Source organism: Bacillus sp. FSL K6-0138, from assembly GCF_037982765.1.
Taxonomy (GTDB): domain Bacteria; phylum Bacillota; class Bacilli; order Bacillales; family Bacillaceae; genus Bacillus; species Bacillus glycinifermentans.
Window position 1 is genome coordinate 2,585,736 of record NZ_CP150286.1, and the last position, 24,170, is coordinate 2,609,905.

General features: G+C 47.4%; 23 protein-coding genes. All 23 read right to left on the reverse strand.

Features of this window, described 5'->3' with window-relative positions:
- Positions 1 to 67 precede the first annotated feature (67 nt).
- A complete protein-coding gene (gene cotE, locus MHB78_RS13700) occupies positions 68 to 616 on the reverse strand; it encodes an outer spore coat protein CotE (RefSeq protein ID WP_046132867.1) in 549 nt (182 codons plus the stop codon).
- A 192-nt stretch (positions 617 to 808) separates the two neighbouring features.
- Positions 809 to 1,240, reverse strand: a complete 432-nt coding sequence (locus MHB78_RS13705) for a RicAFT regulatory complex protein RicA family protein (protein ID WP_046132866.1) — start codon at positions 1,238 to 1,240, stop codon at positions 809 to 811.
- A 1-nt stretch (position 1,241) separates the two neighbouring features.
- Positions 1,242 to 2,771, reverse strand: a complete 1,530-nt coding sequence (gene miaB / locus MHB78_RS13710) for a tRNA (N6-isopentenyl adenosine(37)-C2)-methylthiotransferase MiaB (RefSeq protein ID WP_046132915.1) — start codon at positions 2,769 to 2,771, stop codon at positions 1,242 to 1,244.
- Between the two features lie 131 nt (positions 2,772 to 2,902).
- A complete protein-coding gene (locus MHB78_RS13715) occupies positions 2,903 to 4,078 on the reverse strand; it encodes a glycine C-acetyltransferase (protein ID WP_046132865.1) in 1,176 nt (391 codons plus the stop codon).
- A 15-nt stretch (positions 4,079 to 4,093) separates the two neighbouring features.
- On the reverse strand, positions 4,094 to 5,137 hold the full coding sequence (gene tdh / locus MHB78_RS13720; RefSeq protein WP_099047105.1) for an L-threonine 3-dehydrogenase: 1,044 nt from the start codon (positions 5,135 to 5,137) through the stop codon (positions 4,094 to 4,096).
- Between the two features lie 124 nt (positions 5,138 to 5,261).
- Positions 5,262 to 6,176 carry a dipeptidase gene (locus tag MHB78_RS13725; RefSeq protein ID WP_046132863.1) on the reverse strand — a complete coding sequence of 305 codons (915 nt, stop codon included), beginning with the start codon at positions 6,174 to 6,176 and terminating at the stop codon, positions 5,262 to 5,264.
- Between the two features lie 103 nt (positions 6,177 to 6,279).
- Complete coding sequence (spoVS, locus tag MHB78_RS13730) at positions 6,280 to 6,540, reverse strand: stage V sporulation protein SpoVS (RefSeq protein WP_003181955.1); 261 nt, start codon at positions 6,538 to 6,540, stop codon at positions 6,280 to 6,282.
- A gap of 202 nt (positions 6,541 to 6,742) precedes the next feature.
- Entirely contained in the window at positions 6,743 to 7,540 is a 798-nt protein-coding gene (locus MHB78_RS13735) for a TIGR00282 family metallophosphoesterase (RefSeq protein ID WP_046132914.1), read from the reverse strand.
- 85 nt (positions 7,541 to 7,625) lie between these two features.
- Entirely contained in the window at positions 7,626 to 9,185 is a 1,560-nt protein-coding gene (gene rny, locus MHB78_RS13740; protein WP_046132862.1) for a ribonuclease Y, read from the reverse strand.
- Positions 9,186 to 9,529: 344 nt separating this feature from the next.
- On the reverse strand, positions 9,530 to 10,576 hold the full coding sequence (gene recA / locus MHB78_RS13745) for a recombinase RecA (protein WP_046132861.1): 1,047 nt from the start codon (positions 10,574 to 10,576) through the stop codon (positions 9,530 to 9,532).
- A gap of 184 nt (positions 10,577 to 10,760) precedes the next feature.
- Positions 10,761 to 12,011 carry a competence/damage-inducible protein A gene (locus tag MHB78_RS13750; RefSeq protein WP_046132860.1) on the reverse strand — a complete coding sequence of 417 codons (1,251 nt, stop codon included), beginning with the start codon at positions 12,009 to 12,011 and terminating at the stop codon, positions 10,761 to 10,763.
- A gap of 19 nt (positions 12,012 to 12,030) precedes the next feature.
- Positions 12,031 to 12,612: a CDP-diacylglycerol--glycerol-3-phosphate 3-phosphatidyltransferase gene (gene pgsA / locus MHB78_RS13755; RefSeq protein ID WP_046132859.1), complete on the reverse strand. Its 582-nt coding sequence runs from the start codon at positions 12,610 to 12,612 to the stop codon at positions 12,031 to 12,033.
- Positions 12,613 to 12,674: 62 nt separating this feature from the next.
- Positions 12,675 to 13,580 carry a RodZ family helix-turn-helix domain-containing protein gene (locus tag MHB78_RS13760; RefSeq protein WP_046132858.1) on the reverse strand — a complete coding sequence of 302 codons (906 nt, stop codon included), beginning with the start codon at positions 13,578 to 13,580 and terminating at the stop codon, positions 12,675 to 12,677.
- A gap of 17 nt (positions 13,581 to 13,597) precedes the next feature.
- Positions 13,598 to 14,389 carry a YmfK family protein gene (locus MHB78_RS13765; RefSeq protein ID WP_046132857.1) on the reverse strand — a complete coding sequence of 264 codons (792 nt, stop codon included), beginning with the start codon at positions 14,387 to 14,389 and terminating at the stop codon, positions 13,598 to 13,600.
- 241 nt (positions 14,390 to 14,630) lie between these two features.
- The gene (locus MHB78_RS13770; RefSeq protein ID WP_046132856.1) at positions 14,631 to 14,888 is read right to left on the reverse strand and encodes a DUF3243 domain-containing protein; all 258 of its coding nucleotides are present in this window, start codon (positions 14,886 to 14,888) and stop codon (positions 14,631 to 14,633) included.
- Between the two features lie 70 nt (positions 14,889 to 14,958).
- The gene (locus MHB78_RS13775; protein WP_046132855.1) at positions 14,959 to 15,690 is read right to left on the reverse strand and encodes an SDR family oxidoreductase; all 732 of its coding nucleotides are present in this window, start codon (positions 15,688 to 15,690) and stop codon (positions 14,959 to 14,961) included.
- 75 nt (positions 15,691 to 15,765) lie between these two features.
- Positions 15,766 to 17,052, reverse strand: a complete 1,287-nt coding sequence (locus MHB78_RS13780; RefSeq protein WP_046132854.1) for a pitrilysin family protein — start codon at positions 17,050 to 17,052, stop codon at positions 15,766 to 15,768.
- Positions 17,049 to 18,329, reverse strand: a complete 1,281-nt coding sequence (locus MHB78_RS13785; RefSeq protein ID WP_046132853.1) for a pitrilysin family protein — start codon at positions 18,327 to 18,329, stop codon at positions 17,049 to 17,051. The genes MHB78_RS13780 and MHB78_RS13785 overlap by 4 nt, the downstream gene beginning before the upstream one ends.
- A gap of 130 nt (positions 18,330 to 18,459) precedes the next feature.
- Positions 18,460 to 19,701, reverse strand: coding sequence for an MFS transporter (locus tag MHB78_RS13790; RefSeq protein ID WP_046132852.1), 1,242 nt, complete (start codon positions 19,699 to 19,701; stop codon positions 18,460 to 18,462).
- Positions 19,702 to 19,790: 89 nt separating this feature from the next.
- The gene (locus MHB78_RS13795) at positions 19,791 to 20,516 is read right to left on the reverse strand and encodes a GntR family transcriptional regulator (RefSeq protein ID WP_046132851.1); all 726 of its coding nucleotides are present in this window, start codon (positions 20,514 to 20,516) and stop codon (positions 19,791 to 19,793) included.
- 141 nt (positions 20,517 to 20,657) lie between these two features.
- Positions 20,658 to 22,991, reverse strand: a complete 2,334-nt coding sequence (locus MHB78_RS13800; protein WP_046132850.1) for a DNA translocase FtsK — start codon at positions 22,989 to 22,991, stop codon at positions 20,658 to 20,660.
- Between the two features lie 119 nt (positions 22,992 to 23,110).
- A complete protein-coding gene (locus MHB78_RS13805) occupies positions 23,111 to 23,326 on the reverse strand; it encodes a YlzJ-like family protein (RefSeq protein WP_046132849.1) in 216 nt (71 codons plus the stop codon).
- Complete coding sequence (locus MHB78_RS13810; protein WP_046132848.1) at positions 23,323 to 24,069, reverse strand: ClpP family protease; 747 nt, start codon at positions 24,067 to 24,069, stop codon at positions 23,323 to 23,325. The genes MHB78_RS13805 and MHB78_RS13810 overlap by 4 nt, the downstream gene beginning before the upstream one ends.
- Positions 24,070 to 24,170: the final 101 nt, after the last annotated feature.

The window sequence follows — 24,170 nt, forward strand, 5'->3', positions numbered from 1 at the left end:
CGATTATACCACAAACATTCCTTCCGAAAAAAAAAGAAAACTAGGGCGGCGTCTCCCTAGTTTCCTTTTATTCTTCCGGATCTCCGACCAAAAACTCCTGATTAATCTCCTCCAATTCCTCATCAAGCTCTTCTTCCCATGCCTCTTCTTCATCGCTTTCCGTCCATTCGGAATTGACTTCGACGACGACTTTCGTTTCGCCGACGACTTCAGATAAAAATTCTCTTTCGGCCTGAACAACGACTTTGTTCCCGTTCGGGGAAATCGTCACTTCAAGACAGTTCGGCTGCTGAAGCACCTTCGCAATGACTTCGTGTTCATCGTCTAAGTAGTTTTTGTCACGGTATCTGAGCTTGATGACATCGACATAGGAAACGCGTTCTGTCACAACTTCCGTTTTTGTGTTGTCGGCATACGAATACCATACGTTGATATCGTATGTCCCTTCAATCTCAACCGTTTTCCCGACCTTTTCGGCGTCATACTTATGATTGATAATCCAACCGCCCAGTATGCTGGTTGGCTTTTGCGAAGGGGAGATCGTATGTGTGGACTGGGTAAATTTCCTGCCTTTCGCGACTACCGCTTTTGTTATAATTTCCCTGTATTCAGACATTCGGTCATGCCTCCTTGTTTTTCCTCGTATTATCTTATGCTGGGCATTTGTCTCACGTGCGCGCTAAGAAGAAAACAAAATAAAGCACCCATTTAATGAATCTGTTTAAGTGTATGCAGCAACGAGGATAAACTTGACTTAAAAAATAAGCCGGCACGGCGAAAAAAAACGGCGCCTAAAAAGGCGCCGTTTTTATAGTGAGCAGCTGGGTTGTGAGTTTTTGATTTTTGATCCGGTTTCTCCCGTCAGAAGGTCTCCCCCGGTTGACGCTATGATCTCGTTTGTCACTTGATTTGATATCGTGTGAGCGACAAGCTGAAGAAGATCGTTGACTTCCATTTGGGAGTCTCTGAATTCCTGGATGATCGGAATGTCATCAAGCTCTGCCTGAAGCGCATCGATCTTCGCTTCCGTTTGCTTTAATGCCTCATGCTTTTCGTAGTGTTTAAAGTTGACGGCTTGTTTCTGCAAAGCTTTGATTTGATTGATCAGATTTGAGACTTTGGCATTCTCGTTAATTTGTTCCTCAGCCCTTTTGAAGAAGTCGACTTCTTCGGTTTCTGCAATCATTTTTGCAAGCTCGCGCGCTTTTTCCACGATATCCTTTTTCGTGTAAAGAGTCATCTTAATTCACCTCGATTGCTTCTCCCACCATTTCTCCGTCAAGCGACCACGTTTTCGCCTGGTGGATTTTTACGTTGACAAGCTTGCCGATCGCTTCTTTCGGTCCTTTAAAGTTTACAAGCTTGTTTTTTCGTGTGTAGCCGGCAAGAATATCAGGATTGTTTTTGCTTTCACCTTCTACTAATACTTCGACAACCTGCCCCTCATATTCCTTCATTTTCTTCGCGGAAATTTCGTTGACCAGGTCATTTAAGCGCTGAAGCCGCTCTTTTTTGACCCGCATCGGAACATTGTCTTTCATCTTCGCAGCCGGCGTTCCTTCGCGAGGCGAGTAAATGAACGTATAGGCGCTGTCGAACTCGACTTCCCTGTATAAAGAAAGCGTTTCTTCAAATTGTTCGTCCGTTTCGTTAGGGAAGCCGACGATAATATCGGTTGTCAAAGAAGCATTCGGCATCGCTTTTTTAATTTTGGCGACAAGATCGAGATAGCGCTCACGGTCGTATTTGCGCGCCATCAGCTTCAGGACGTCAGAGCTTCCGGATTGAACAGGAAGATGGATATGATCCAAGAGGTTCCCGCCTTTTGCAAGCACCTCGATCAGATGGTCGTCAAAATCGCGCGGGTGGCTTGTCGTAAAGCGGATTCTCGGAATGTCGATCTTACGAAGCTCATCCATCAGATGACCGAGGCCGTATTCCATGTCTTCAAAATCTTTTCCGTAGGCGTTGACGTTTTGCCCGAGAAGCGTGATTTCCTTGTAGCCTTCAGCCGCAAGCCTTCTCACTTCCTGGATGATGTCTTCAGGACGTCTGCTGCGCTCTTTTCCTCTTGTGTACGGTACGATGCAGTACGTACAGAACTTGTCGCAGCCGTACATGATGTTGACCCATGCCTTGATTTTTCCGTGGCGGACTTTCGGCAGGTTTTCAATAACGTCTCCTTCTTTAGACCACACTTCAACAACCATTTCTTTTGACAGATATGCTTCTGACAAAAGTTCTGGAAGGCGGTGAATGTTGTGTGTACCGAAAATCAAATCGACGAACGGATGTTTCTTTAAAATCCGGTTGACGACTGATTCTTCCTGGGACATGCAGCCGCAGACGCCCAGTATCAAATCGGGGTTATCCTTTTTCAAACCTTTTAAATGGCCGATTTCGCCAAACACTTTGTTTTCCGCGTTTTCCCGGATCGCGCATGTGTTAAGCAAGATGACGTTTGCATCTTCAGTCGAGTCGGTCGGCTCATAGCCGAGCGCCATGAAAATCCCGGCCATCACTTCTGTGTCGTGTTCATTCATCTGGCAGCCGTACGTTCGGATGTAAAACTTCCGTCCTTCTCCCATGCCTCTGAACTGCTCTGATATTTTAAAATCGTTATGATATTTAACGGCTTCTTTGCCGCGTTTTTTTGCATCTTTTAATGAAGGCGGAACATACACAGCTTCAAAATATTTGCTGTAATCCTTCTCGGATTTTTTGTCCGATGGATTGACCTGTCCGCTTTCAGTTCGCTGTTTCTCATTCATGTTTTTTTCTCCTTTCAAACAAAGCTCCACCCTACAGTATAAAGGTTCTCGGCTGTCAGCACAACCCAGAACCCATTATTGTACACTAAATGAAAATGATTATCAATGGTAATTTGCTTTGTTTTTAAGCGTTAAAGCAGTCCGGATTTTCGGGCGCCGGTTTCGATGATGTCGAGCGCTTTGTCAAGGTCTTGTTTCGTATGCTCCGCAGTCATGATCGTTCTGATGCGCGCTTTGCCTTTCGGAACCGTCGGGAATACGATTGCCTGCGCAAACACGCCAAGTTCAAACAGGGTAGCAGAAAAACGGCATGTTTCCGCTTCATCGCCGATTAAAATCGGCGTGATCGGCGTCTCGCTTTGAATGAGCGGAAGGCCGATGTTTTCGAGTCCTTTTTTGAAGTATGCCGTGTTGTCCCAAAGCCTTTTGATCAATGCCGGCTCTTCCATCAGCACGTTGACTGCTTCAATGCATGCCGCCGTCACTGCCGGCGGATGGGAGGTGCTGAACAGAAACGGTCTTCCTTTATGCTTCAAATAGTCGATGAGCACCTTTGAACCTGCGGCATATCCGCCCAAAACGCCGATCGCTTTGCTCAGGGTGCCGACCTGGATATGCACCTTTCCGTCAAGGCCGAAATGATGTACCGTCCCGCGCCCGTTTTCGCCGAGTACGCCGGACGCGTGCGCGTCATCGACCATGACAAATGCATCATACTGCTCTGCGAGCCTCACAATGTCCGGAAGCGGCGCGATGTCCCCGTCCATGGAAAACACGCCGTCCGTAACGATGAGCCTGTTTCTGTAACTCATTGATTTTTTCAGGATTTTTTCCAAGTCTTCCATATTCGCATGTTCATAGACTTTCCGCCCTGCTTTGGTGAGCCTGATCCCGTCGATGATGGAGGCGTGGTTTAATTCATCCGAAATCACGATATCGTCTTTTGTGAGAATGCTGGAGAGGATGCCCTGATTCGCCGTAAAGCCGGACTGAAAAACGAGCGCCGCTTCCGTTTTCTTGAAGCCGGCCAGTTTTTTCTCAAGCTCATCATGCATCGTGAACGTTCCGGCAATGGTCCGGACTGAGCCGGTTCCCGCCCCAAACCGCTCGGCTGCATCAACGGCTGCTTTTTTGAGCCGCGGATGAGAGGTGAGGCCGAGATAATTGTTGGAGGACAGCTGAATGATATCTCTTCCTTTCATCCTGACAATCGGTCCCTGACACGATTCGATCTTCGGCAGCTCTTGAAATGTGCCCTGCTCCCTCATCGTGTCGAGCTCTTTTTGTAAAAATGTGAATTCTTTCATATCGATCTCTCCTTTCTATGGTATCAGTATGACTTTGCCGCACTGTCCTTTCCTCATCAGCTCAAAGCCTTTTTCATACTCCTCAAGAGAAAAATGGTGGGTGATGACAGGCTTGATCTGTATGGCTCCTGAATGGAGCAAGCCGCTCACCTGCCGCCACGTTTCAAACATTTTTCTGCCGGTAATCCCTTGAACTGTAAGGCCTTTAAAGACGATGTCATTGGTCATGTCGATGCACACCGGATGCTCAGGCAGGCTTAAAATGTGAACCCTCCCTCCATTTGCCGCCATTTTTAAGCTTTGGCAGATCGCGGTCGGATGGCCTGACATCTCGCATACAAGGTCTGCGCCTTCCCCATTTGTTAAAACGCTTACATTTTTAAGCGGATCTTCTTTTTCGATCGAAATCGTAGCCGTTGCCCCCATTTTCACGGCCAGTTCGAGCCTGTACTCGTTTTTATCTATGGCGATCACTTGTGAAGCGCCGGCTGCTTTTGCTACAGCGACTGCCATTAAGCCGATCGGTCCACAGCCGACAATAGCCGTTTTCGATCCGGCCGCAATGCCTGACAGAACCGTATGAACGGCATTTCCGAGCGGTTCTTGAATGGAAGCAAGATCCTCAGGCATGCCGGGCGGATTTTTCCAAATGTTGCTTTCGGGCACCTTCACATATTCGGCGAAGCATCCATCTGTATCAACACCGAGGATCATCGTCTTGCTGCACACATGCTGTTTTCCCGTCAGACACGGAATGCATTTGCCGCAGACGAAGTGCGTTTCCGCCGATACAAAATCGCCTTCTTTGACAGATGAAACATTTTCCCCGACCGCCGCTACTTCGCCCGAAAATTCGTGGCCGAAAACATATGGCGGCTTTACTCTGTTTTTCGCCCATTCATCCCAATTATAAATATGCACATCAGTCCCGCAGATCGACGCGGCTTTGACTTTAATCAGCACTTCGTTCTGGCCGATTTCCGGTATCGGAACAAGATCACAAACAGCTCCCGGCTCCCCCGGCGTCTTGATAAGCGCTTTCATTTTTCCGCTCATGATGAACATACCCCCTTTGCCAAATCGCTTTACAATAGGATTGTAGCACGATTTTATACATCGGTAAATATCGATGTACATGTGGCATGGACATCTGAACACCCTCTGAAAAATATGGAATATTTTTTTAAAACGGAATCCGGCTGATGAAATTTTCATAGAGAAACCGTCTGACTTGTCTTGCAGAATAATGGCGCTCCAATGCATGGATCAGATTGTCGTAATCCTTGTAGGCTTCAAGCCCCGGAATCACCTTATCGAACCCGTCAAAATCGGAGCCGAATCCGATATGCCGTTCACCGCCCAAAGAGCAGACATGGTCGATATGCGAAAGAATGTCTTTTATGCGGGGCGTCTTATTTATAAACTCGGGAACAAAGGTGATGCCGATGACCCCGTTTTTCTTGATCAGCGCCTTGATTTGATCATCTTTTAAATTTCGCGGATGCGGACAAAGGCTGTACGCATTCGAGTGGGAGGCAATCGGGTATTTTGCAAGGGCAACCGTATCCCAGAAGCTTTTTTCCGACAAATGGGAAACGTCCGTCCAAACCCGGTGCCGGTTGGCGATCTTGATCAATTTTTCCCCCCATTGCGTAAGACCTGCATTTCTCTTTTCCAAGGCGCCGTCAGCAAACACGTTGGCCCAATTCCATGTCAAACCGAAGCTTCTGACGCCGAGCTGAAAAAAGATATCAAACAGCCTTACATTTTTCGATATCGGTTCGCACCCTTCCATCGTTAAGATAATCCCTGTTTCATCAAATTTGAGCGAATCGATGTCTGACTTGCTTTTGATCAGTTTGATTCGTTCATATTTTGCGACTTTTTCATAGAACAGCTGAATTTGGACGAGCGCCATTTCAAGGCGCAGATTCGCCGGCACCGTATCCGGCAGAAAAATGGCCAGACACTGAACCTTTGCCTTTCCGTTTAATAGCGCACTGACCGGCGTTTGCAGCGAAGTATCGCTGTATTCATTAAGCCGCGGATTTTTCCAAAGCTTCAAAAGCAAATCTGAATGGGCATCGAAAATGTTCACGACCGATCCCTCCCATGACAGATTTTTTAAAGCCAAACCAAAAACAACCCGCTTACATGTGTAAGCAGGTTGAAACATATGAAATCAATACATTCTTTTTCTATCAGCGAGGCTCTACAATTAATTTGATCGCCGTCCGCTCTTCACCGTCAATTTGAATGTCCGTAAAAGCCGGAATACAAATCAGATCAACACCGCTGGGCGCCACAAATCCCCGGGCAATCGCAACCGCTTTTACCGCTTGGTTCAATGCTCCGGCACCTATTGCTTGAATTTCTGCAGCCCCTCGTTCTCTCAAAACTCCCGCCAGCGCACCTGCAACCGAGTTTGGATTTGATTTTGCTGAAACCTTTAATATTTCCATTCCTGCTCCCCCTTAATTTTACAATGGATAAGTGAGTGTTCATTAGAACAATCATTGTTAGATATTGCCATTTGAAAAAGCCATCCCCTTTTAATTGCTTTTCAAAAATAGCAGGGTACCTTCCATTTTTACTATATTCACGAAAAGACCGGGATATTCCTGCTTTCTTTTTAATATTTTTCTAAAATGATTTTTCGTTCTTCTATTCGAAAAACATGTGGTCATCATTGATTAATATCCGGTCGATCTTAACCGCTTTTTTGCTTTGGTCATCGATATCAATGACAACCGCGCTTAACGTCGTACGGCCTTCGGCGATTTCAAAACGTACCGGGAGACTCGTCTTAAACCGTTTGATGATCGTCTCCCGCTCCATGCCGAGAATGCCGTCATAAGGACCTGTCATGCCGACGTCGGTAATATAAGCCGTCCCTTTTGGAAGGACGCGGTTGTCCGCCGTCTGCACGTGTGTATGCGTTCCGACAACAGCCGAAACGCGTCCGTCCGTATACCAGCCGATCGCCTGCTTTTCGCTCGTCGCTTCGGCATGCATATCGATAAAAATATACGACGTTCTTATAGAAGCCTCTTCAATCAATTCGTCCGCTTTTTCAAACGGACAATCGATCGGAGGCAGAAATGTACGGCCTTGCAAATTGATTACAGCCAGTTCCTTGCTGCCGTTTGTTTTGATGTAAGCGATTCCTTTGCCAGGCGTGCCTTTAGGAAAATTGGCGGGCCTGACGATCTGCGGAGCGCTATCGATAAAATCAAATATTTCCCTTTTATCCCACGTATGATTTCCCATGGTGATGACATCGGCACCCGCTTGAATGAGCTGATGATAAATTTTTTCGGTGATTCCTTTCCCGTGTGCTGCGTTTTCCCCGTTCACGATGACGGCGTGCGGTTTATATTTCAGCTTCAGTTTTGGCAAATACGTTTTAATCATCTCTCTGCCGGGCGAACCGACGACATCTCCAACAAATAAAATTCTCATGCTTTGACCCTTTCTTTTTTCAATAGGTTTCTTTAATAGTGTTACACAAGGAAACAAAAAAATAAAGTGGTGCATGCGCACCACTTTATTTTGCGTATTCAACGGCTCTCGTTTCCCTGATGACGGTTACTTTAATATGTCCAGGGTAGTCGAGCTCGTCCTCAATTCGTTTTCGAATATCCCGCGCCAAACGATGGGCTTCAAGATCGTTAATCGAGTCTGGTTTCACCATGATCCGCACTTCCCGTCCGGCCTGTATCGCAAACGATTTCTCAACACCTTCGTAGGACTCGGAGATTTCCTCCAGTTTTTCAAGCCTGCGAATATAATTTTCGAGCGTTTCGCTTCTTGCGCCAGGTCTTGCGGCTGACAGCGCATCGGCTGCGGCCACGAGCACGGCGATGATGGAAGTCGGCTCCTGATCCCCGTGGTGTGATGCGATACTGTTGATAACGACAGGATGCTCCTTATACTTGGTGGCCAGTTCCACGCCGATTTCGACATGGCTTCCTTCCACCTCGTGGTCAATCGCCTTCCCGATGTCGTGAAGAAGGCCCGCTCTTTTCGCAAGCGTAACGTCTTCTCCAAGCTCAGCAGCCATTAGTCCGGTCAAGAATGCCACTTCCATGGAATGTTTTAGTACATTCTGTCCGTAGCTTGTTCTGAACTTCAAGCGGCCGAGTATTTTGATTAAATCGGGGTGAAGACCGTGGACTCCTACCTCAAACGTCGTCTGTTCGCCCATTTCGCGAATATAATCATCCACTTCACGGCGGGATTTCTCAACCATTTCTTCGATTCTGGCAGGATGAATGCGGCCATCCTGAACGAGCTTATCAAGAGCGATCCTTGCTGTTTCGCGCCTGATCGGATCAAATCCTGAAAGGATAACGGCTTCCGGCGTATCGTCAATGATAAGGTCGATTCCAGTCAATGTTTCCAACGTACGGATGTTTCGCCCTTCACGTCCGATAATACGGCCTTTCATCTCATCATTTGGAAGGTTGACAACGGAAACCGTCGTCTCTGCCACATGATCAGCCGCACAGCGCTGTAAAGCCAATGAAAGAATATTTTTCGCTTTTTTATCAGCCTCTTCTTTCGCACGATTTTCAGTTTCTTTCATCATGATCGCGATGTCATGGGAAAGCTCTTTTTCAACCCGATCCAGAATGATTTGCTTCGCTTCATCACGCGTCAGACTTGAAATACGCTCCAATTCCGACTGCTGCTTACGAATCATTTCATCCACTTTGCTTTCCATCTCTTCAATATGTTGTTGTCGTTCATTCAGAGAATGATCTTTCTTCTCCAACATCGCTTCCCGTTTATCTAACGATTCATCTTTTCGGTCAAGGTTCTCTTCCTTTTGGAGTAAACGGTTTTCTTGTTTTTGAAGCTCATTTCGTCTTTCACGAACTTCTTGTTCAGCTTCTATCCGAAGCGTATGAATCTCGTCCTTTGCTTCAAGAAGGGCTTCTTTTTTCAACGCTTCAGCATCCCGCTTTGCGTCTCCAAGAATTTGTTCGGCTGCGTTGCGCGCACCTGAAATTTTTGCTTCGGCAATGATTTTACGAACATAGTAGCCAACAACTAAACAGAATAGGCTCAGCAAAATGGAGATGAGAATGGTTAATGGACTCATACTTTCACCTCCTCTTGCTATGAACTTGTTTCTTGCTAAAAGTAAGTGTCGGCATGTACATTGTACTTTCTTCTCAACATACAGAACCTTCACAGGGAATGAAGAAGCTTCACAGCCCTTGTCAAGTTTAAATGTTTATCAATCATGTTAAGAAAAACAAGTGATACAATTTCATTGTAATTGTGTGGCAAATACTTGTCAAGCTTACGATCTTAACGTTTCAAAAGATATGAGCAATCCACCGGACATACATCCGCTGAATCGGCAACAGGCCGGAGATTTTTGGAAGGGGACGGCGGATTTGCGAAAGAAAAAGAAAAGGCTGCCAGCCGGCAGCCTTAAAATTAAAATTCGAGCTCTTCCTGAATGTCTTCCTCTTCTTCTTTTGGAGCCGAAACACCGTTGTTATCCAAGCCGTAATGCTCCCTGATCTGCTCTTGGATCATCAAAAGCACATCTTTGTTTTCCTTTAGGAACTGCTTCGCGTTTTCGCGGCCCTGTCCAAGGCGTTCATCCTGATAGGAGTACCATGCCCCGCTTTTTTGGACGATGTCAAGCTCTGTTCCAAGGTCGATGATTTCCCCTTCTTTGGAGATTCCTTCGCCGTACATAATGTCTACTTCGGCCGTCCGGAATGGAGGCGCCACTTTGTTTTTCACGACTTTAATTTTCGTCTTGTTCCCCATGACGTCGTTGCCTTGTTTGAGCTGTTCGGCGCGGCGCACTTCAAGCCGCACGGAAGAATAGAACTTCAGGGCTCTTCCCCCTGGGGTCGTCTCAGGGTTTCCGAACATGACGCCGACTTTTTCGCGGATCTGGTTAATAAAGATCGCGATCGTTTTTGATTTATTGATTGCTCCGGAAAGCTTCCGCAGCGCCTGGGACATCAGTCTGGCCTGCAGCCCGACATGCGAGTCTCCCATGTCTCCTTCGATTTCCGCCTTCGGCACGAGCGCCGCAACGGAGTCGATGACGACGATGTCAACGGCTCCGCTTCTGACAAGCGCTTCAGCAATTTCAAGTGCCTGCTCCCCCGTGTCAGGCTGGGACAGCAGCAGCTCGTCAATGTTAACCCCTAATTTTTGCGCGTAAACGGGATCAAGCGCATGCTCGGCGTCTATGAACGCCGCCTGTCCGCCCTGCTGCTGAACTTCGGCAATCGCGTGAAGCGCCACCGTCGTTTTACCGGAGCTTTCAGGGCCGTATACTTCAATAATCCGTCCGCGCGGATATCCGCCCACCCCGAGGGCTGTATCGAGCGCTAAAGAGCCGCTCGGAACGGTTGAAATTCTCGTCTCGGTTTGTTCTCCGAGTTTCATGATGGAACCTTTTCCAAACTGTTTTTCTATTTGTTTAAGCGCCATATCTAAGGCTGCCTGACGATCACTCATCTGTTTTTTCCTCCTTTATCACTTCCGCTATATCTACTATACCTTGTTTGCTCGGATTTGCCAAGAAAAAAGCGAACGCATATTCGATTTTTTTCAGCGGATTTTAAACGATAAAAAATCATTTTGCAAAGAGCGAAAGCAGTCTTTTTTTAAAAGGAAGATTCTCCGAAAACGGAATTATCGCTTATTTACCCAAAATGTGCAGGAGCAGATGGCAGCCGTATTTGGCAGAACGCTTCCTGACGGCCGATCTTGAGCCCGCGAACATGAACTCGTGCGCTTCCTCCGGTTTGCCGCCGACCGAGATGCCGATAAATACCTTCCCGGCGGGATGCCCTTCCTGCGTATTCGGACCGGCCACACCGGTAAAACTGATGCCGATGTCGCTTCCGGTTTTGCTTCTGATACCCGCTGCAAGCTCCTTTGCGCATTGCGCGCTGACCGCACCGTACCGCTGCAGCGTGTCTTCCGAAACGCCGGCCGCTGACACTTTCAATTCGTTTGTGTAGCAGACGGCGCCGCCTTTGAAGTATTCGGAGGCCCCGCTCAATTCCGTCAGCCAGCTGGAAAAAAGCCCTCCTGTAAAGCTTTCCGCGGCAGACAGCGTCAGTCCTTTGCGGACGCAGGCTTTCGCAAGCTCTTCGACAAGCGATGTATCATCGTATCCGTAAAAGAACTCGCCGACGCGCTCTAAAATGCGGTCTTCCGTTTCTTTTAGAAGGCGCTCCGTCTCAGCCGGATCGGCGTGTTTTGCCGTCAGCCTGAGGGTGACTTCCCCATCTGCCGCCAAAGGGGCGATCGTCGGGTTCGTCTGCGCATCGATAAGGTCTTCCAAATCCGTTTCAAGCTGGGATTCACCGATTCCGAAGAAGCGCAGCACCCTTGAGACGATCTTCTCCTTTGAACCGAGTTTTTCCAAAATCAGCGGCTTCGCTTCGTTTTCAAACATCGGCTCAAGTTCCTTCGGGGGCCCCGGAAGCAGCATGTAAAAACGCGATTCATGCTGAAGCAGCATCCCCGGAGCCATTCCGAACCGGTTTGGCAGCACATCCGAACCTTCGAGAACGAGCGCCTGCTTTCGATTGTTCGGAGACATCGTCCGGTTCGTTTTTTTGAAATAGTCTTCAATCGATTGAAATGCTTCCTCATCAAGCTGAAGGGGACGCCCGATGACCCGGGAGATCGTTTCTTTTGTCAAATCGTCTTTCGTCGGCCCAAGACCCCCTGAGAAGATAATGAAATCAGACCTTTCCTGCGCGGTTTGAATGACCCGTTTCAAGCGTTCAGGGTTGTCTCCGACCGCTGTATGATAAAAAACGTTGATTCCGATTTCCGCCAAATGCTTGCTGATAAACTGAGCGTTCGTATTGGCGATCTGTCCGAGCAAAAGCTCTGAACCGACGGCGATGATTTCAGCTTTTCTTTCAAGTTTCATGTTATCCACTTCCCTATGTTTAGTTCGATGTTTTTAAAGCATCCCAGTTCTTGGCGAAATAATCCCAGCCGGATACGATGGTGAAAAAGACGGCCACCCATAGCGCGAGAGAGCCGAACGGGAACGAGACGAGCTCAAATGGAAGATTATGCAGCAAGAGAGCCGAAATGGCGATGATCTGCGCCCACGTTTTTACCTTTCCAAGCATATTCGCAGCGACGACTTCGCCAGTCCCCGCAAGCACAAGGCGGAGTCCCGTCACGGCGAACTCCCGGCTGATGATGACGATCGCCATCCAGGCCGGTGCAAGGTGATAATGGACCAAAATGATCAAAGCAGAAGACACGAGCAATTTGTCCGCCAGAGGATCGAGAAATTTCCCGAAATTCGTCACGAGTTTCAGCTTTCTTGCATAATAGCCGTCAACCCAATCGGTAACCGAGGCGAAGATGAACAAAAGAGCGCCGATCAGATGTGCGACCGGAATCGATTCGTTTCCGAAAGACAGCGACCCCCAATTGAACGGAACGAGCATGATGATCATGAAAATAGGAATTAAGGCGATTCTCGAAAGCGTAATTTTATTCGGTAAGTTAAACATAGAGTTCCTCCATTATGTATCGTTTTATTGCTGATGGACGAAAGAAAAAGTCATCCGGGCAGTTAAGATGACTTTTTCTCCTTTTTATTTTCAATCGTTATGTTTTGTGTCATCACATTCTTCGGATCAAGTTCGTAGGAAAGAACCTTTCCGTTGATTTTGATTTCTACGCCAGGCGCATATCCGACCCGCAATTCGATCTGATCTTGGTCGGTAATATTTTTTTGAAAGGAATCTCCTTTTTTCATCATGCCTTCTTTAAGGGAGGTTCCTTTCGCGTCCCGCACCCTGACCCATGAATCCGCGGTCGTTGTCACCTCAAGCTCAAGCTTGTCGGCTCCCGATACTTCATAGGTTGTGGAAGAGCCCTGGCTGTCTGCGGCCTTGATGGTCAGCTCTTTTTTGTCAGCGGCTTTCTGGGCGTCGTCGTCTTTTTTATCTTCAGCGCCTGATTTTTCGTTGTCCGCGTTTTTTTGATTTTCATTCTTCAGCGGCGAATCTTTTGAGACGTCATACTTGCTCTCTGTCTCTTCCGTTTTCGTCTGTTCGGCGGAATTTTCATTTCCTCCGCCCATCACGGCCTGGACAATGACATAAATGATCGCGATCACGACAATCACGCCTGCCGAGACAAGCAGTGTAGGCAAAAGCTCAAGCGCTTTGGAGGCGGGCCCCGGAAGCTCCCTCTGAGGCTTGATCGAAGAAAGCTTATCAGAAACCTCGTCATTGTAGGAGTCAGGGATATCCTTTTTGAACTCTTCAAACAGCTGCTCTGAGTTCAGTCCGACGGCTTCAGCGTACTGTTTAATAAAAGCTCTTACATAAAACTTTCCCGGAATAACGTCATAGTTTCCCTCTTCAAGCGCCGTCAAATACCTTTTCTGGATTTTCGTTGCCGCCTGAAGGTCGTCTAACGACATCCCTTTTTCCTCTCTGGCTTCTTTGAGCCGATTTCCTAGTTCAGTCACAACAAACACCTTCCATTTTAAAAATCAAAGCCAGAAAAACCAGTATGGTCAAACATTTGCGGTTCCTCGGCATGTTCATATGTAATAACCTCATCAGGGCTGTTACGCAATTCGATAATGTAATCGAAATCATCCATTGTATATTCCGTATTTTGCACAAAAATATCCGGATGCTCGACGACTTTTGTCGCGGGCAGCCGCATGATTTCACTGACGAGCTGCAAATGTCGTTCAGATCCTCTTCTCGTCGACACGATTCCGTCCAGTATAAAGACGTTCTCCGTGTTGTATTCATCAGCGACAAGCTGGCTTCTGATCGTTTGTTTCAAAAGCGTTGAAGACACAAACAGCCACCTTTTGCTGGCGCACACGCTCGCGGCCACGATCGATTCCGTCTTGCCGACACGCGGCATTCCTCGGATTCCGATCAGCTTATGCCCGTCTTTTTTAAACAGTTCGGCCATAAAATCGACAAGCAGCCCGAGCTCGTCGCGTTCAAAGCGGAACGTTTTTTTGTCATCGGCATCCCGCTGAATGTAGCGTCCGTGCCTTACGGCGAGGCGATCCCTCAGTTTCGGCTCCCTCAGCTTTGTAACCTTAATCGTCTCCATCGTGTTTAAAATGGATTCGAGACGTTTGATTTGATCTATATGACGGCATTTTAACAAAAGGCCCCTTCTTGACGTATCAACGCCGTTAATTGTGACAATATTAATCGATAACATACCTAATAAAGAGGATATATCTCCCAGAAGTCCGGGACGGTTGACTTGGATTTCGTATTCTAAATACCATTCGAGCTTTGCCAAATGATAACCTCCCTATCCATCATCGTGGCAAAAATTTACCTTCCTTTATCATAAAGCATTTTGTCTCAATTAGAAAGCAGAATATGTGATTAAATAAGAAAAACGTCCGTTTCCCAAAATCGGGAAAAATCGGGCGCTGCAATCTGCCCCCCTCTAAATCTTTTTTACCCTTCCGGCCGCTGGAAGAAACCGAAAAAAACAAAGTAAACGTATAAAAAGAGAGAGTGAACACACTCTCTCCTCAATGCGAGCCGTTGTTTTCAACAAGCTTGACCATCACGTTCGCAATCGCGCGCTGCTCATCTTCAGAAGCTACGCTCCACAGATCTGCGAGCACTCTTTCCTGATGGTTTTTTGAATCGACCTGACCGGCTAAGTAATCGCCGATCTCATAAGCAAGATCCGAGATGGTTTCGTTTGACATTCCTTTTTCATGGGCGTAGTTGAGACGGTCGCCCAAGAAGTTTTTCCACTGATCCCAATTATCCAGTACGGACATATCAGGCCCCTCCATTCTCTTAAAGTTACAGCCTTATTATTATCTGAGGGATCATAAACTATACATTGTTTTAGCAATGCCAGCCTCCGTTTACCGATAAAATCTGGCCGGTGATATATGACGCTTTTTCCGAAAGCAGAAATTGAACGGCATCTGCGACCTCTTCGGGCTTTGCGAGCCTTCCCATCGGGATGTCTTCTGCGATCATGTCCTCTTCTTCCTTCGAAAACCCGCTCATCATATTCGTTTTGACGGCCCCGGGGGAAACGGCGTTCACTCTGATGCCGCTCGGCGCCAGCTCTTTTGCGAGGGCTTTGACAAACGAATGCTGCGCCCCCTTTGTCATGCTGTAAAGCACTTCGCAGGAAGCCCCCGTTTCTCCCCATATCGAAGTGATCGCGACAATCGCGCCGGCTTTTCTTCTGATCATGGCCGGAAGCACGTTTCTTGTCAGCGTAAACGGACTTGTCACGTGAAGCTGGACCATCTCATGAACTTCTTCGTCTGTCATGTCTGTAACAAGGCCGCGGTAGCTCTGCCCGCTGTTTAATACGACGGCGTCCAGCGCCCGGCCGCCAATGCAAGCGGAAACAGCCGCCGCACCGCCGGGGTCGGACAGATCGCTTTGAATGATTTCGGTTTGAATGTGATATGTATTTGACAGCCGCTCGCTTAAAGAGACGGCTGCCTTTTCATTTGTATTGTAGTGAAGGAGCAGGTCAAAGCCGCTTTGCGCCAGCTTTTCGCATATGCTCTGGCCGATTCCGCCGCTTGCTCCTGTTACAAGAGCCAGTTTTGCCATATTTCCATCCTTCCTAAAAAAGAAAGGTTCAGCGTGATGCTACAACATGCTGCTCACGCTGAACTTTCCTGACGGTTATGATTTTGGAACAACTTTGCAGACAGTGATTCTGTCCTCTTCTATCTCTTCATCGACAACACGATGAACGTCTTCCAAGGTGATTGATTCCAAAACGGATACGATATCAAACAAACTCGTTTCTAAAAAGGCGTACCGTGTAAATTGGTTGGCGATATACTCCGGAGAGTTCATCGATTTTAGGAATGTACCGATTTTTTTCTTTCTCGCCAAATCGAGTTTTTCTGCCGTGATCGTCTCCTTCGCTTTATAGAGCACCTGTTTCAGTTCATCGGCTAGCTTGTCGGGCTCCGGCGTATCGCCGCCGACAGAGGCGAAGCCGAAGCCGTGTTCCTCGGTGTAGTCGTAGCTGAACGTCTCGTCAATGTAGCCTTTTTCATAAATTCTTTCATAATCGGCCGAGCTTTTGCCGAACAGACACTCGAGAATCAGGTTCATGGTCAGTTCATGCTTTAAGAGATCGTCGCCCGTATTGGTCGGATTGATGCTTTTTAATCCGACCAGGCATTTCGAACTTTGGACGTTCATTTTGATTTCCTGCTCTTTTCGATATACCGCCGCAGGCTCTTTCACTTCTTTGCGGACGATTTCAGGCTGATCCGTATACGGCTTGTTCTGCTGATTGTCCCTCACCTGGCGGATGACCGCTTCCGGATCGACCGGACCGACGATGAAAAGCAGCATATTGCTCGGGTGATAGAACGTCTCATAGCATTCATACAAAAGATCCTTCGTAATGTGTGAGATGCTTTCGATCGTACCGGCAATGTCAATCTTGACAGGGTGCTCTTTATACATGTTTTCGATCAGGCCGAAGAAAAGGCGCCAATCCGGATTATCGTCGTACATATTGATTTCCTGGCCGATAATGCCTTTTTCCTTTTCAACCGTTTTTTCCGTAAAATACGGATCCTGCACAAAATCGACGAGCGTTTCCAGATTTTCTTCTACGTTTGATGTGCTTGAAAAGAGATACGCCGTTCTGGTAAAGGAGGTAAAAGCATTCGCCGAGGCCCCCTGTTTGCTGAATTGCTGAAACACGTCGCCGTCGGCTTTTTCAAACAGCTTGTGCTCCAAAAAGTGGGCGATCCCGTCAGGCACGCGGACTAAATCCTCTTTGCCGAGCGGGACGAATTCGTTGTCAATCGAGCCGTATTTCGTCGTAAACACGGCGTATGTCTTATTAAAGCCTTCTTTCGGAAGGACATATACGTCAAGCCCGCCCGGCATTTTTTCGTAGTATAGCGTTTCCTTGAGCTGCTCAAATTCGATCGTTTTCGTCAAGATGCTCCCTCCGTCCCTTTCAGAAAGTACGTTGTATCCAGTTCGATTTTCTTTCCGACTTCGATGATGTCGTCTTTTGTGACACTGTCAATGCGGCCGAGCCATTCTTCCAAAGAAAATTCGGTTTGAGCGGCGGCCTGCTGGTAAATGAATTCGACTAATCCGTAAGGCGTGTCAAGGGTTTCAAGAATCTGGTTTTTAATGACCGCTTTCGTCTGGCCGATCGCTTCATCGGTAAAACTGCCTTTTTTCATTTCTTGAAATTGCTCTTTAATGATGTCGACGCACTTTTGATAATTGCCGACTTCGATCCCGGACATGACCATTAACAGGCCTTTAAAGCTTTCGATCCTGGAAGCCGCATAGTAGGCAAGGCTCGCTTTTTCCCTGACGTTGATAAACAGCTTTGAATGGGAAAATCCACCGAACAGACCGTTGAAAAGCTGCAAAGCCGGGTAATCTTCATCTGTAAAAAACGTATTGGTCCGAAAGCCAATGTTCAATTTTCCCTGTTTAACATCCGCATCTTCAATGATTTCTTTCGGTTCGGGAGCAAGGTCGCGCCGAATACCGGCTCTAGGCCTCGCCTCTCTTTCGTCAACATCGAAATAAGAAGAAACGTACTGCTCCACCTGTTTTTCGTCAACGTCCCCCACGATGTATAGATCAAGCTGATCCTCTTTAATCGCTTTTGTATAAGCTTCATAAAGGCTCTCCGGTGTGATGCTTTCTACATCGTCGAGTTCTCCGTTTACATGCAGGGAATACGGCTCATCTTTGCACATTTCCTGAATGAGCCTTAAATTGGAATAGCGCATTTTATCATTGTAAACAGCTTGAATTCTTTGCTTTAACGTCCGTTTTTCCTGAGAGACATATAATGAGTCAAAAGCACCGTTTTCGAGCGCAGGCGAAAAAATAATCTCTGACAGAAGCTCCAGCCCTTTTTCCAAAAGCGGCGTCTGATCCTTTAAATACTTTTCGTTTGCGATATCCAGGCGGAATGTAACCACATGCTGTTCGCCCTTTTTGGAAAGGTCTGCGGTCACTGAAGTGCCGTAGAGCTCATCAAGGTACGTTCTGAGATCTGCCGTTTTCGGGTGTGTGCTCGTTCCCCGCAAAAGCACATGCGGGAAAAGGGCCCGTTTTGTTACCTCTTCTTTTGTTAAAGGGGCGAGCATTTTAAAGATGATGGAAACGGTTTTAAATTTTTCCGTTTTCACAATATGGCTTGTTAACCCCTTGTGTTTTCCCTTTATTTCGTTAAGGTATGTCATAAAGAACCTCCTTCGTCCTTGTTTATATTATGTATTATGACCATAAATGAGCATATGCTTTGGGCCGTTTGGTTGTAATTATATCAACTGAAGGATGATTAAGGAAATAAAAAAGAAAAGACGGTGCACGTCACACCGTCTTTGCCGCTTCATTTTCGTTTTCTTTCGGATCAATATAAAATAACACAAGGGTTAAAGCGGCCAAACTGCACAAAAGCGAGACGATGAAAATCAAGCGGGCGGCATTTGTCATCATATACGCAAAAACCGGCGGCCCGAGGGCAACTCCGATAAACCGCATGCTGTTGTAAAATGACGAAATCGTGCCGCGCTCTTCTTTATCGATCCCTTCCGTAATAAGCGCATCAAGCGAGGGCAGGGCCATCCCGATGCCGATGCCTCCGATTGACATAAACAAAAAAAGCGGATAAAAAGAGTGGTTCCACCACATCCCGCCAAAAGACAAAACAAGCAGGATCATCCCGACCATCACACAGATTTTCATTCTGATTTTGTTGTTTCCGATCAGCTTTCCGGCTAAATACGAACTGACCGACAGAAAAAGCAGCGGAATGCTGAGCAGCGCCCCTTTCACGATCCCGTCAATCTTGTATGCTTTCTCAAGGTTCTCCGAAAGGTAAAAGAGCACCCCAAACAGCAGAAACATGATAATCCCGCCAATGATAAAGATGGAAACGAGCCAGCGGCCTTCCCGTTTAAAAATGGTCTTTACGTTTTTGGCGAACTCTTTCAAAGATTTTGTCTCTGCGACTTTCTCCTTTGGCTTTGGAACTAAAAACAACACGAGAAAAAAGCTGATCAGGCTGACGACCGGGATAAACCAGAACGGCATAAACCAAACCCAGGATGCTAAAAAAGCCCCTAAGATCGGGCTCAACACTTTTCCGGCAGTATTTGCCGTTTCAATATCTCCAAGGCCAGCGCTTACTTCTTCATCATCTTGAAACAAATCTCCGATAAACGGCATTACGATCGGAGCGGCGCCGGCTGAACCGATGCCTTGAAGCACACGCCCCGCCAAGATCAGCGCGTACGGCTCATTGAACCAGGAGGAGGCTGCACCGGCTACGGCGCCTCCCGCACCAGCGATGATAAGACACGGCAGCATGACCTTTTTTCTCCCAAACCGGTCGGATAAATAGCCCGTGATCGGGATGCACAGGATCGCCACGATCGAATAAACCGTAATGATCAAGGAGACCTGAAAAGATGTGATGCCTAATTTTTTTTCAATCACAGGCAAAACAGGTATCAGCATCGAGTTGCCAAGCGTCATGACAAGCGGGACGGAAGACAGCGCGATGATGCTTTTAACGCCTTTTTTTCTGCTCAACTTTTTCACCCAATTCATTAGTATTTCCATCTGTTATTGTTGCTAGAAAAGGGTGAATTTATGTAAGGCAAAAAAACAGCCGCTCGGTTCCTGAGCGCCCGCCTTTATCAAAATCGTTTTCTTACGACATGGAATCTGAATTTGTCAGCCCGGAAATAGTTTAAAGAATACAATACAGGCTTATCATGCTGGTCATAGTGAATCTGTTTCAAGAGAAGCAAAGCCGTCTCCGGATCGCACTCAAGAATTTGGGATATCGTATCGTGGAAGCCGATCGGCACAATATCGGCGACCGCATAGCTGATCACCGCTCCAGACTTGTTCTCAAGCCATTCGAACATCGATTCCTGCTCATGCGAAAAACCATCCGGCAGAATCGACATCGGGATTTTATCCAGACAGTAGACGACGGGTACACCGTTCGCCGTTCTTACCCGCTCAAGCAAGAATATCCCGCTTTCGTCCGCATTTTGAAAACGAAGCAGATCATCTTCAGTCGGGTCGGTCACCTGTGAAGACATAAAGATGGTTCCCGGGGTCATGCTCGCCTGTTCAATCATTTTCGTCACGCTGTTCAGCTGTTCGATGCCTGATAAAAATAAAGGTTTCGGGTTGACGAATGTACCGACGCCGTGCCGTCTGATGATGACGTTTTCATCCTCCAGCACTTTGAGCGCTTCCCGCAAAGCCGTTCTTGTGACGCCCAGCATCTTTGACAGCTCGAATTCAGAGGGGAGCTGTTCATTTTCGCAGTAAATACCTTTTTGAATATCTTCTTTTATCCGATCAATCACCTTTAAACATAACCGTTGATTGTCAGCTTGTATAGACATGTTTTCCCTCCGTCTGACAGATCAAATTAAAATTATCTTTAATTGAGGATAACTATATCATGTTTTGTCAAATAAATAAATAGACGTTTTACACTTGTTTAATTTACATAATAATTTTATGTCAAACAGAACTCTCTTCTATCAGGAAGAGAGTTCTTCATATTGCTCTTTTGACAGTAACACTTCACGGGGCTTTGACCCCTCATAAGGACCGACAACTCCCCGTTCTTCCATGGCATCGATAAGCCGGGCCGCCCTCGTGTAGCCGATGCGGAACCGCCTTTGCAGCATCGAAACGGATGCCGTCTGCATGCCGACAACGAGCGCTACAGCCTCATCATAGAGATCATCCGTCACTTCGCTGAGCGTTTCAGACGTTTCTTCCGGGATCATTTCCTCCTGGTATTGGGCTTTTTGCTGTGTGATGACATGATCGACGACTTTTTCGACTTCTTCATCTGATAAGAAAGCCCCCTGAACGCGGAGCGGCTTGTTGGCTCCGACAGGCAGAAACAGCATGTCCCCTCTTCCGAGAAGCTTTTCAGCGCCCCCCATATCAAGAATCGTTCTGGAATCGGTCTGTGAAGACACGCTGAAGGCGATCCTTGACGGAATATTCGCTTTAATGACCCCTGTGATGACATCGACGGAAGGACGCTGCGTCGCGATGATCAAGTGGATTCCAGCCGCCCGAGCCATTTGCGACAGCCTTGTAATCGAGTCTTCGACATCAGAGGAAGCGACCATCATCAGGTCTGCAAGCTCGTCCACAATGACGATGATATACGGAAGTTCCGGCTGCTTTGCTTCTTCGGATGCATTCATCTTTTTGATGTGGTCGTTGTATCCTTCAATATTCCGCGTCCCCGTGTGAGAAAACAGTTCATAGCGCCGCTCCATCTCATTTACGACCTTTTTTAAAGCCTGTGACGCTTTTTTCGGATCTGTCACGACAGGCGCAAGCAGGTGCGGAATGCCGTTGTACACATTAAGCTCGACCATTTTCGGATCGATCATCATCATTTTGACCTCATGCGGCTTCGCTCTCATTAATATGCTTGTAATAATGCCGTTGACACAGACGCTTTTCCCACTTCCCGTCGCACCTGCGACAAGGAGATGGGGCATTTTGTTTAATTCGGCCAAAACCGCCTCTCCGGAAATATTCCGGCCGAGGCCGATCATCAGCTTTGCGTCAGGGCGGTCATTCAGCTTCGATTCGAGCACCTCTTTTAAGGAAACCATCGCGACTTCCGCATTCGGCACTTCGATTCCGATCGCCGATTTGCCCGGTATCGGCGCTTCGATGCGGATATCCTTGGCGGCAAGTGCAAGCGCCAAGTCATCACTTAAATTGACGATCTTGCTTACCTTGACGCCGACATCAGGGTAGACTTCGTATTTCGTCACGGCCGGGCCGAGATGAACCTGGGTTACTTTCGCCTTAACTCCAAAGCTTTGGAACGTCTTTTCGAGCTTTCGTGCATTGTCATAAATATTTTTTTTGTCAGCCTGCTGTCCTGTATGCTTCGGATCATCCAGCAAACTGATCGGCGGCAGCTGATAGTCTTTGTTTTCAAGCTCTGTAAAGGCGATCTCGGGAGCAGCCTCTGCATCCCCACCGCTTTCGGGTTCCGGCGGCGTTTTTGCTGCCGGTTCGGCCGCTTCATAAGCTTGAATTTCCGGCTTTTCGTCACGGTCCGAAAAGCTTGAAATAATCGGCTCCGTATGAATTACCGCATCTTGCTCCGCCGCATCCTGAACAGGCTCTGCCGCGGGTTTTGGTTTCCGCTCGGTTTTTTGTTTTTTTCCGGATTTCTTTTTGGACGATTGCTGTTTCAGATCCTTCATATCATCGAGAAATGCGAGCCACTGATTCTTCACGAACCCGGCAACAGGAGCCGTCCATTTGATCAGCGTCTCCTGAAGGGAGCGGTCGGTGATCAAAAGGAGCCCGATCAGGATCAGAAAAATAGCGATAATTTTCGAGCCTGCTGATGCGAACAGAAAATAAGATGCCGCAAACAAGAGCGCCCCGATCATCCCGCCTCCCAGATCAGGGGTTTTGGTTTCGCCTTTTACGTCCATTAAAAACAGCTCCCACGTATTTTGGATCACGCTCGGAGACTCGATCATCCCCCTGTCTGTCAAATGCTGAAACAGCTGGACGTGTGATAAAAGCAATATGCTTGCGACGATGCAATAAAGCCCCGCTTTTCTTCTCGTCAAAAAACTCGGCGTTTTTTTCTTCCAAAACAGCGATACGCCTGTTAGGAAGAGAGAAAGAACGAACAGGATGAACCACTCGCCTGCGAAAAAACGGAACATGTAAATGAACGTTTGGCCTGCAACGCCAAGCTGCAACACCGTAATAATCGAAATGGCGATACAGATTAAACCGTACAGTTCATATTTTAGATTAATTCTTTTAACCTGTTTTTGCTTCTTTTTTGATTTTCTTTTTCTTTTTGCCATGTTCCATCACCTTACTGCATGTAAAAAATGTAAAAACAAAGAGAAAGCAGCCCGGTTTTGGCTGCGATTTTTCCTCTGGATTCCCCTATTATAGCATATTTATCCTGACGACACTTCAGCTATTTATAAAATGTCAGTTTGAGCGTTTGGCCCGGAGCCGTCTCCTGCTTTAAAAAATCCATCGGATTTGTGCTTAAGACCTGAACCACTTTCGCTTCTTCCCCGTTCATTTCGACGAGGAGCGGCACGCCGTTGACGTCGATCTGCCTCAGGTTTGTCTGTTCCGCCTGGCCGGCGAACACGATTTCCTGCGGCATTGTTGTATAAAGAATCATTGAATCATCCTTTCCTTCCCGCCGCGTTCTTGTTCGATCAATTCATTGAGCTTTTGAATCGCCTGACCGACTCCGCCTGTTTCATCGATCAGCCCGTACTTGACCGCATCTTTCCCGACGACATTCGTTCCGATATCCCTTGTCAGGTTGCCTTTTGAAAACATCAGCTCTTTAAATTTCTCTTCCGAAATGTTTGAATGGCTGGTCACAAAGTTTATGACTCTCTCCTGCATTTTATCAAGGTATTCAAACGTTTGCGGTACACCGATCACAAGCCCCGTCAATCTGACCGGATGGATCGTCATCGTAGCCGTTTCGGCGATATAGCTGTGATCGCAGGAAACAGCGATCGGAACACCGATTGAATGCCCGCCTCCTAGCACGATCGATACGGTCGGTTTTGAAAGAGAAGCAAGCATCTCGGCAATCGCCAGACCTGCCTCCACGTCTCCGCCTACGGTATTTAAAATGATCAGCAGCCCTTCGATTTTAGGATTTTGCTCGATAGCGACAATCTGTGGAATGACATGTTCATATTTTGTCGTTTTGTTTTGGGGCGGAAGCTGTACATGCCCTTCAATCTGTCCGATGATGGTCAGGCAGTGAATGTTTGAATCCTGTCCCATTTGAGGAAGCGTCGTTTCGCCAAGCTGCTGAATTTTGTTGACGAGATTGTCCTTAGCGTCCTGCTTTGCCGGCTGCTCCCCTTGTCCTTCCCCGTTTTGCATCCGGTTTGAGTCCATCTGGCCCACCTCTTTCTCGAGTTTCTTTTTGTATTATGGACAATGGCGGTTTTTTCATTCAGTGCAGACGGGACAAAAAAACCAAGAGGGAATCCTCTTGG

Coding starts and splice junctions, on each gene's coding strand:
- cotE (WP_046132867.1), bottom strand. CDS start 616: ATGTCTGAATACAGGGAAATTATAACAAAAGCGGTAGTCGCGAAAGGC.
- MHB78_RS13705 (WP_046132866.1), bottom strand. CDS start 1,240: ATGACTCTTTACACGAAAAAGGATATCGTGGAAAAAGCGCGCGAGCTT.
- miaB (WP_046132915.1), bottom strand. CDS start 2,771: ATGAATGAGAAACAGCGAACTGAAAGCGGACAGGTCAATCCATCGGAC.
- MHB78_RS13715 (WP_046132865.1), bottom strand. CDS start 4,078: ATGAAAGAATTCACATTTTTACAAAAAGAGCTCGACACGATGAGGGAG.
- spoVS (WP_003181955.1), bottom strand. CDS start 6,540: ATGGAAATATTAAAGGTTTCAGCAAAATCAAATCCAAACTCGGTTGCA.
- MHB78_RS13735 (WP_046132914.1), bottom strand. CDS start 7,540: ATGAGAATTTTATTTGTTGGAGATGTCGTCGGTTCGCCCGGCAGAGAG.
- rny (WP_046132862.1), bottom strand. CDS start 9,185: ATGAGTCCATTAACCATTCTCATCTCCATTTTGCTGAGCCTATTCTGT.
- recA (WP_046132861.1), bottom strand. CDS start 10,576: ATGAGTGATCGTCAGGCAGCCTTAGATATGGCGCTTAAACAAATAGAA.
- MHB78_RS13750 (WP_046132860.1), bottom strand. CDS start 12,011: ATGAAACTTGAAAGAAAAGCTGAAATCATCGCCGTCGGTTCAGAGCTT.
- pgsA (WP_046132859.1), bottom strand. CDS start 12,612: ATGTTTAACTTACCGAATAAAATTACGCTTTCGAGAATCGCCTTAATT.
- MHB78_RS13770 (WP_046132856.1), bottom strand. CDS start 14,888: ATGTCCGTACTGGATAATTGGGATCAGTGGAAAAACTTCTTGGGCGAC.
- MHB78_RS13775 (WP_046132855.1), bottom strand. CDS start 15,690: ATGGCAAAACTGGCTCTTGTAACAGGAGCAAGCGGCGGAATCGGCCAG.
- MHB78_RS13785 (WP_046132853.1), bottom strand. CDS start 18,329: ATGACATACCTTAACGAAATAAAGGGAAAACACAAGGGGTTAACAAGC.
- MHB78_RS13790 (WP_046132852.1), bottom strand. CDS start 19,701: ATGAATTGGGTGAAAAAGTTGAGCAGAAAAAAAGGCGTTAAAAGCATC.
- MHB78_RS13795 (WP_046132851.1), bottom strand. CDS start 20,516: ATGTCTATACAAGCTGACAATCAACGGTTATGTTTAAAGGTGATTGAT.
- MHB78_RS13800 (WP_046132850.1), bottom strand. CDS start 22,991: ATGGCAAAAAGAAAAAGAAAATCAAAAAAGAAGCAAAAACAGGTTAAA.
- MHB78_RS13805 (WP_046132849.1), bottom strand. CDS start 23,326: ATGATTCTTTATACAACAATGCCGCAGGAAATCGTGTTCGCCGGCCAG.
- MHB78_RS13810 (WP_046132848.1), bottom strand. CDS start 24,069: ATGGACTCAAACCGGATGCAAAACGGGGAAGGACAAGGGGAGCAGCCG.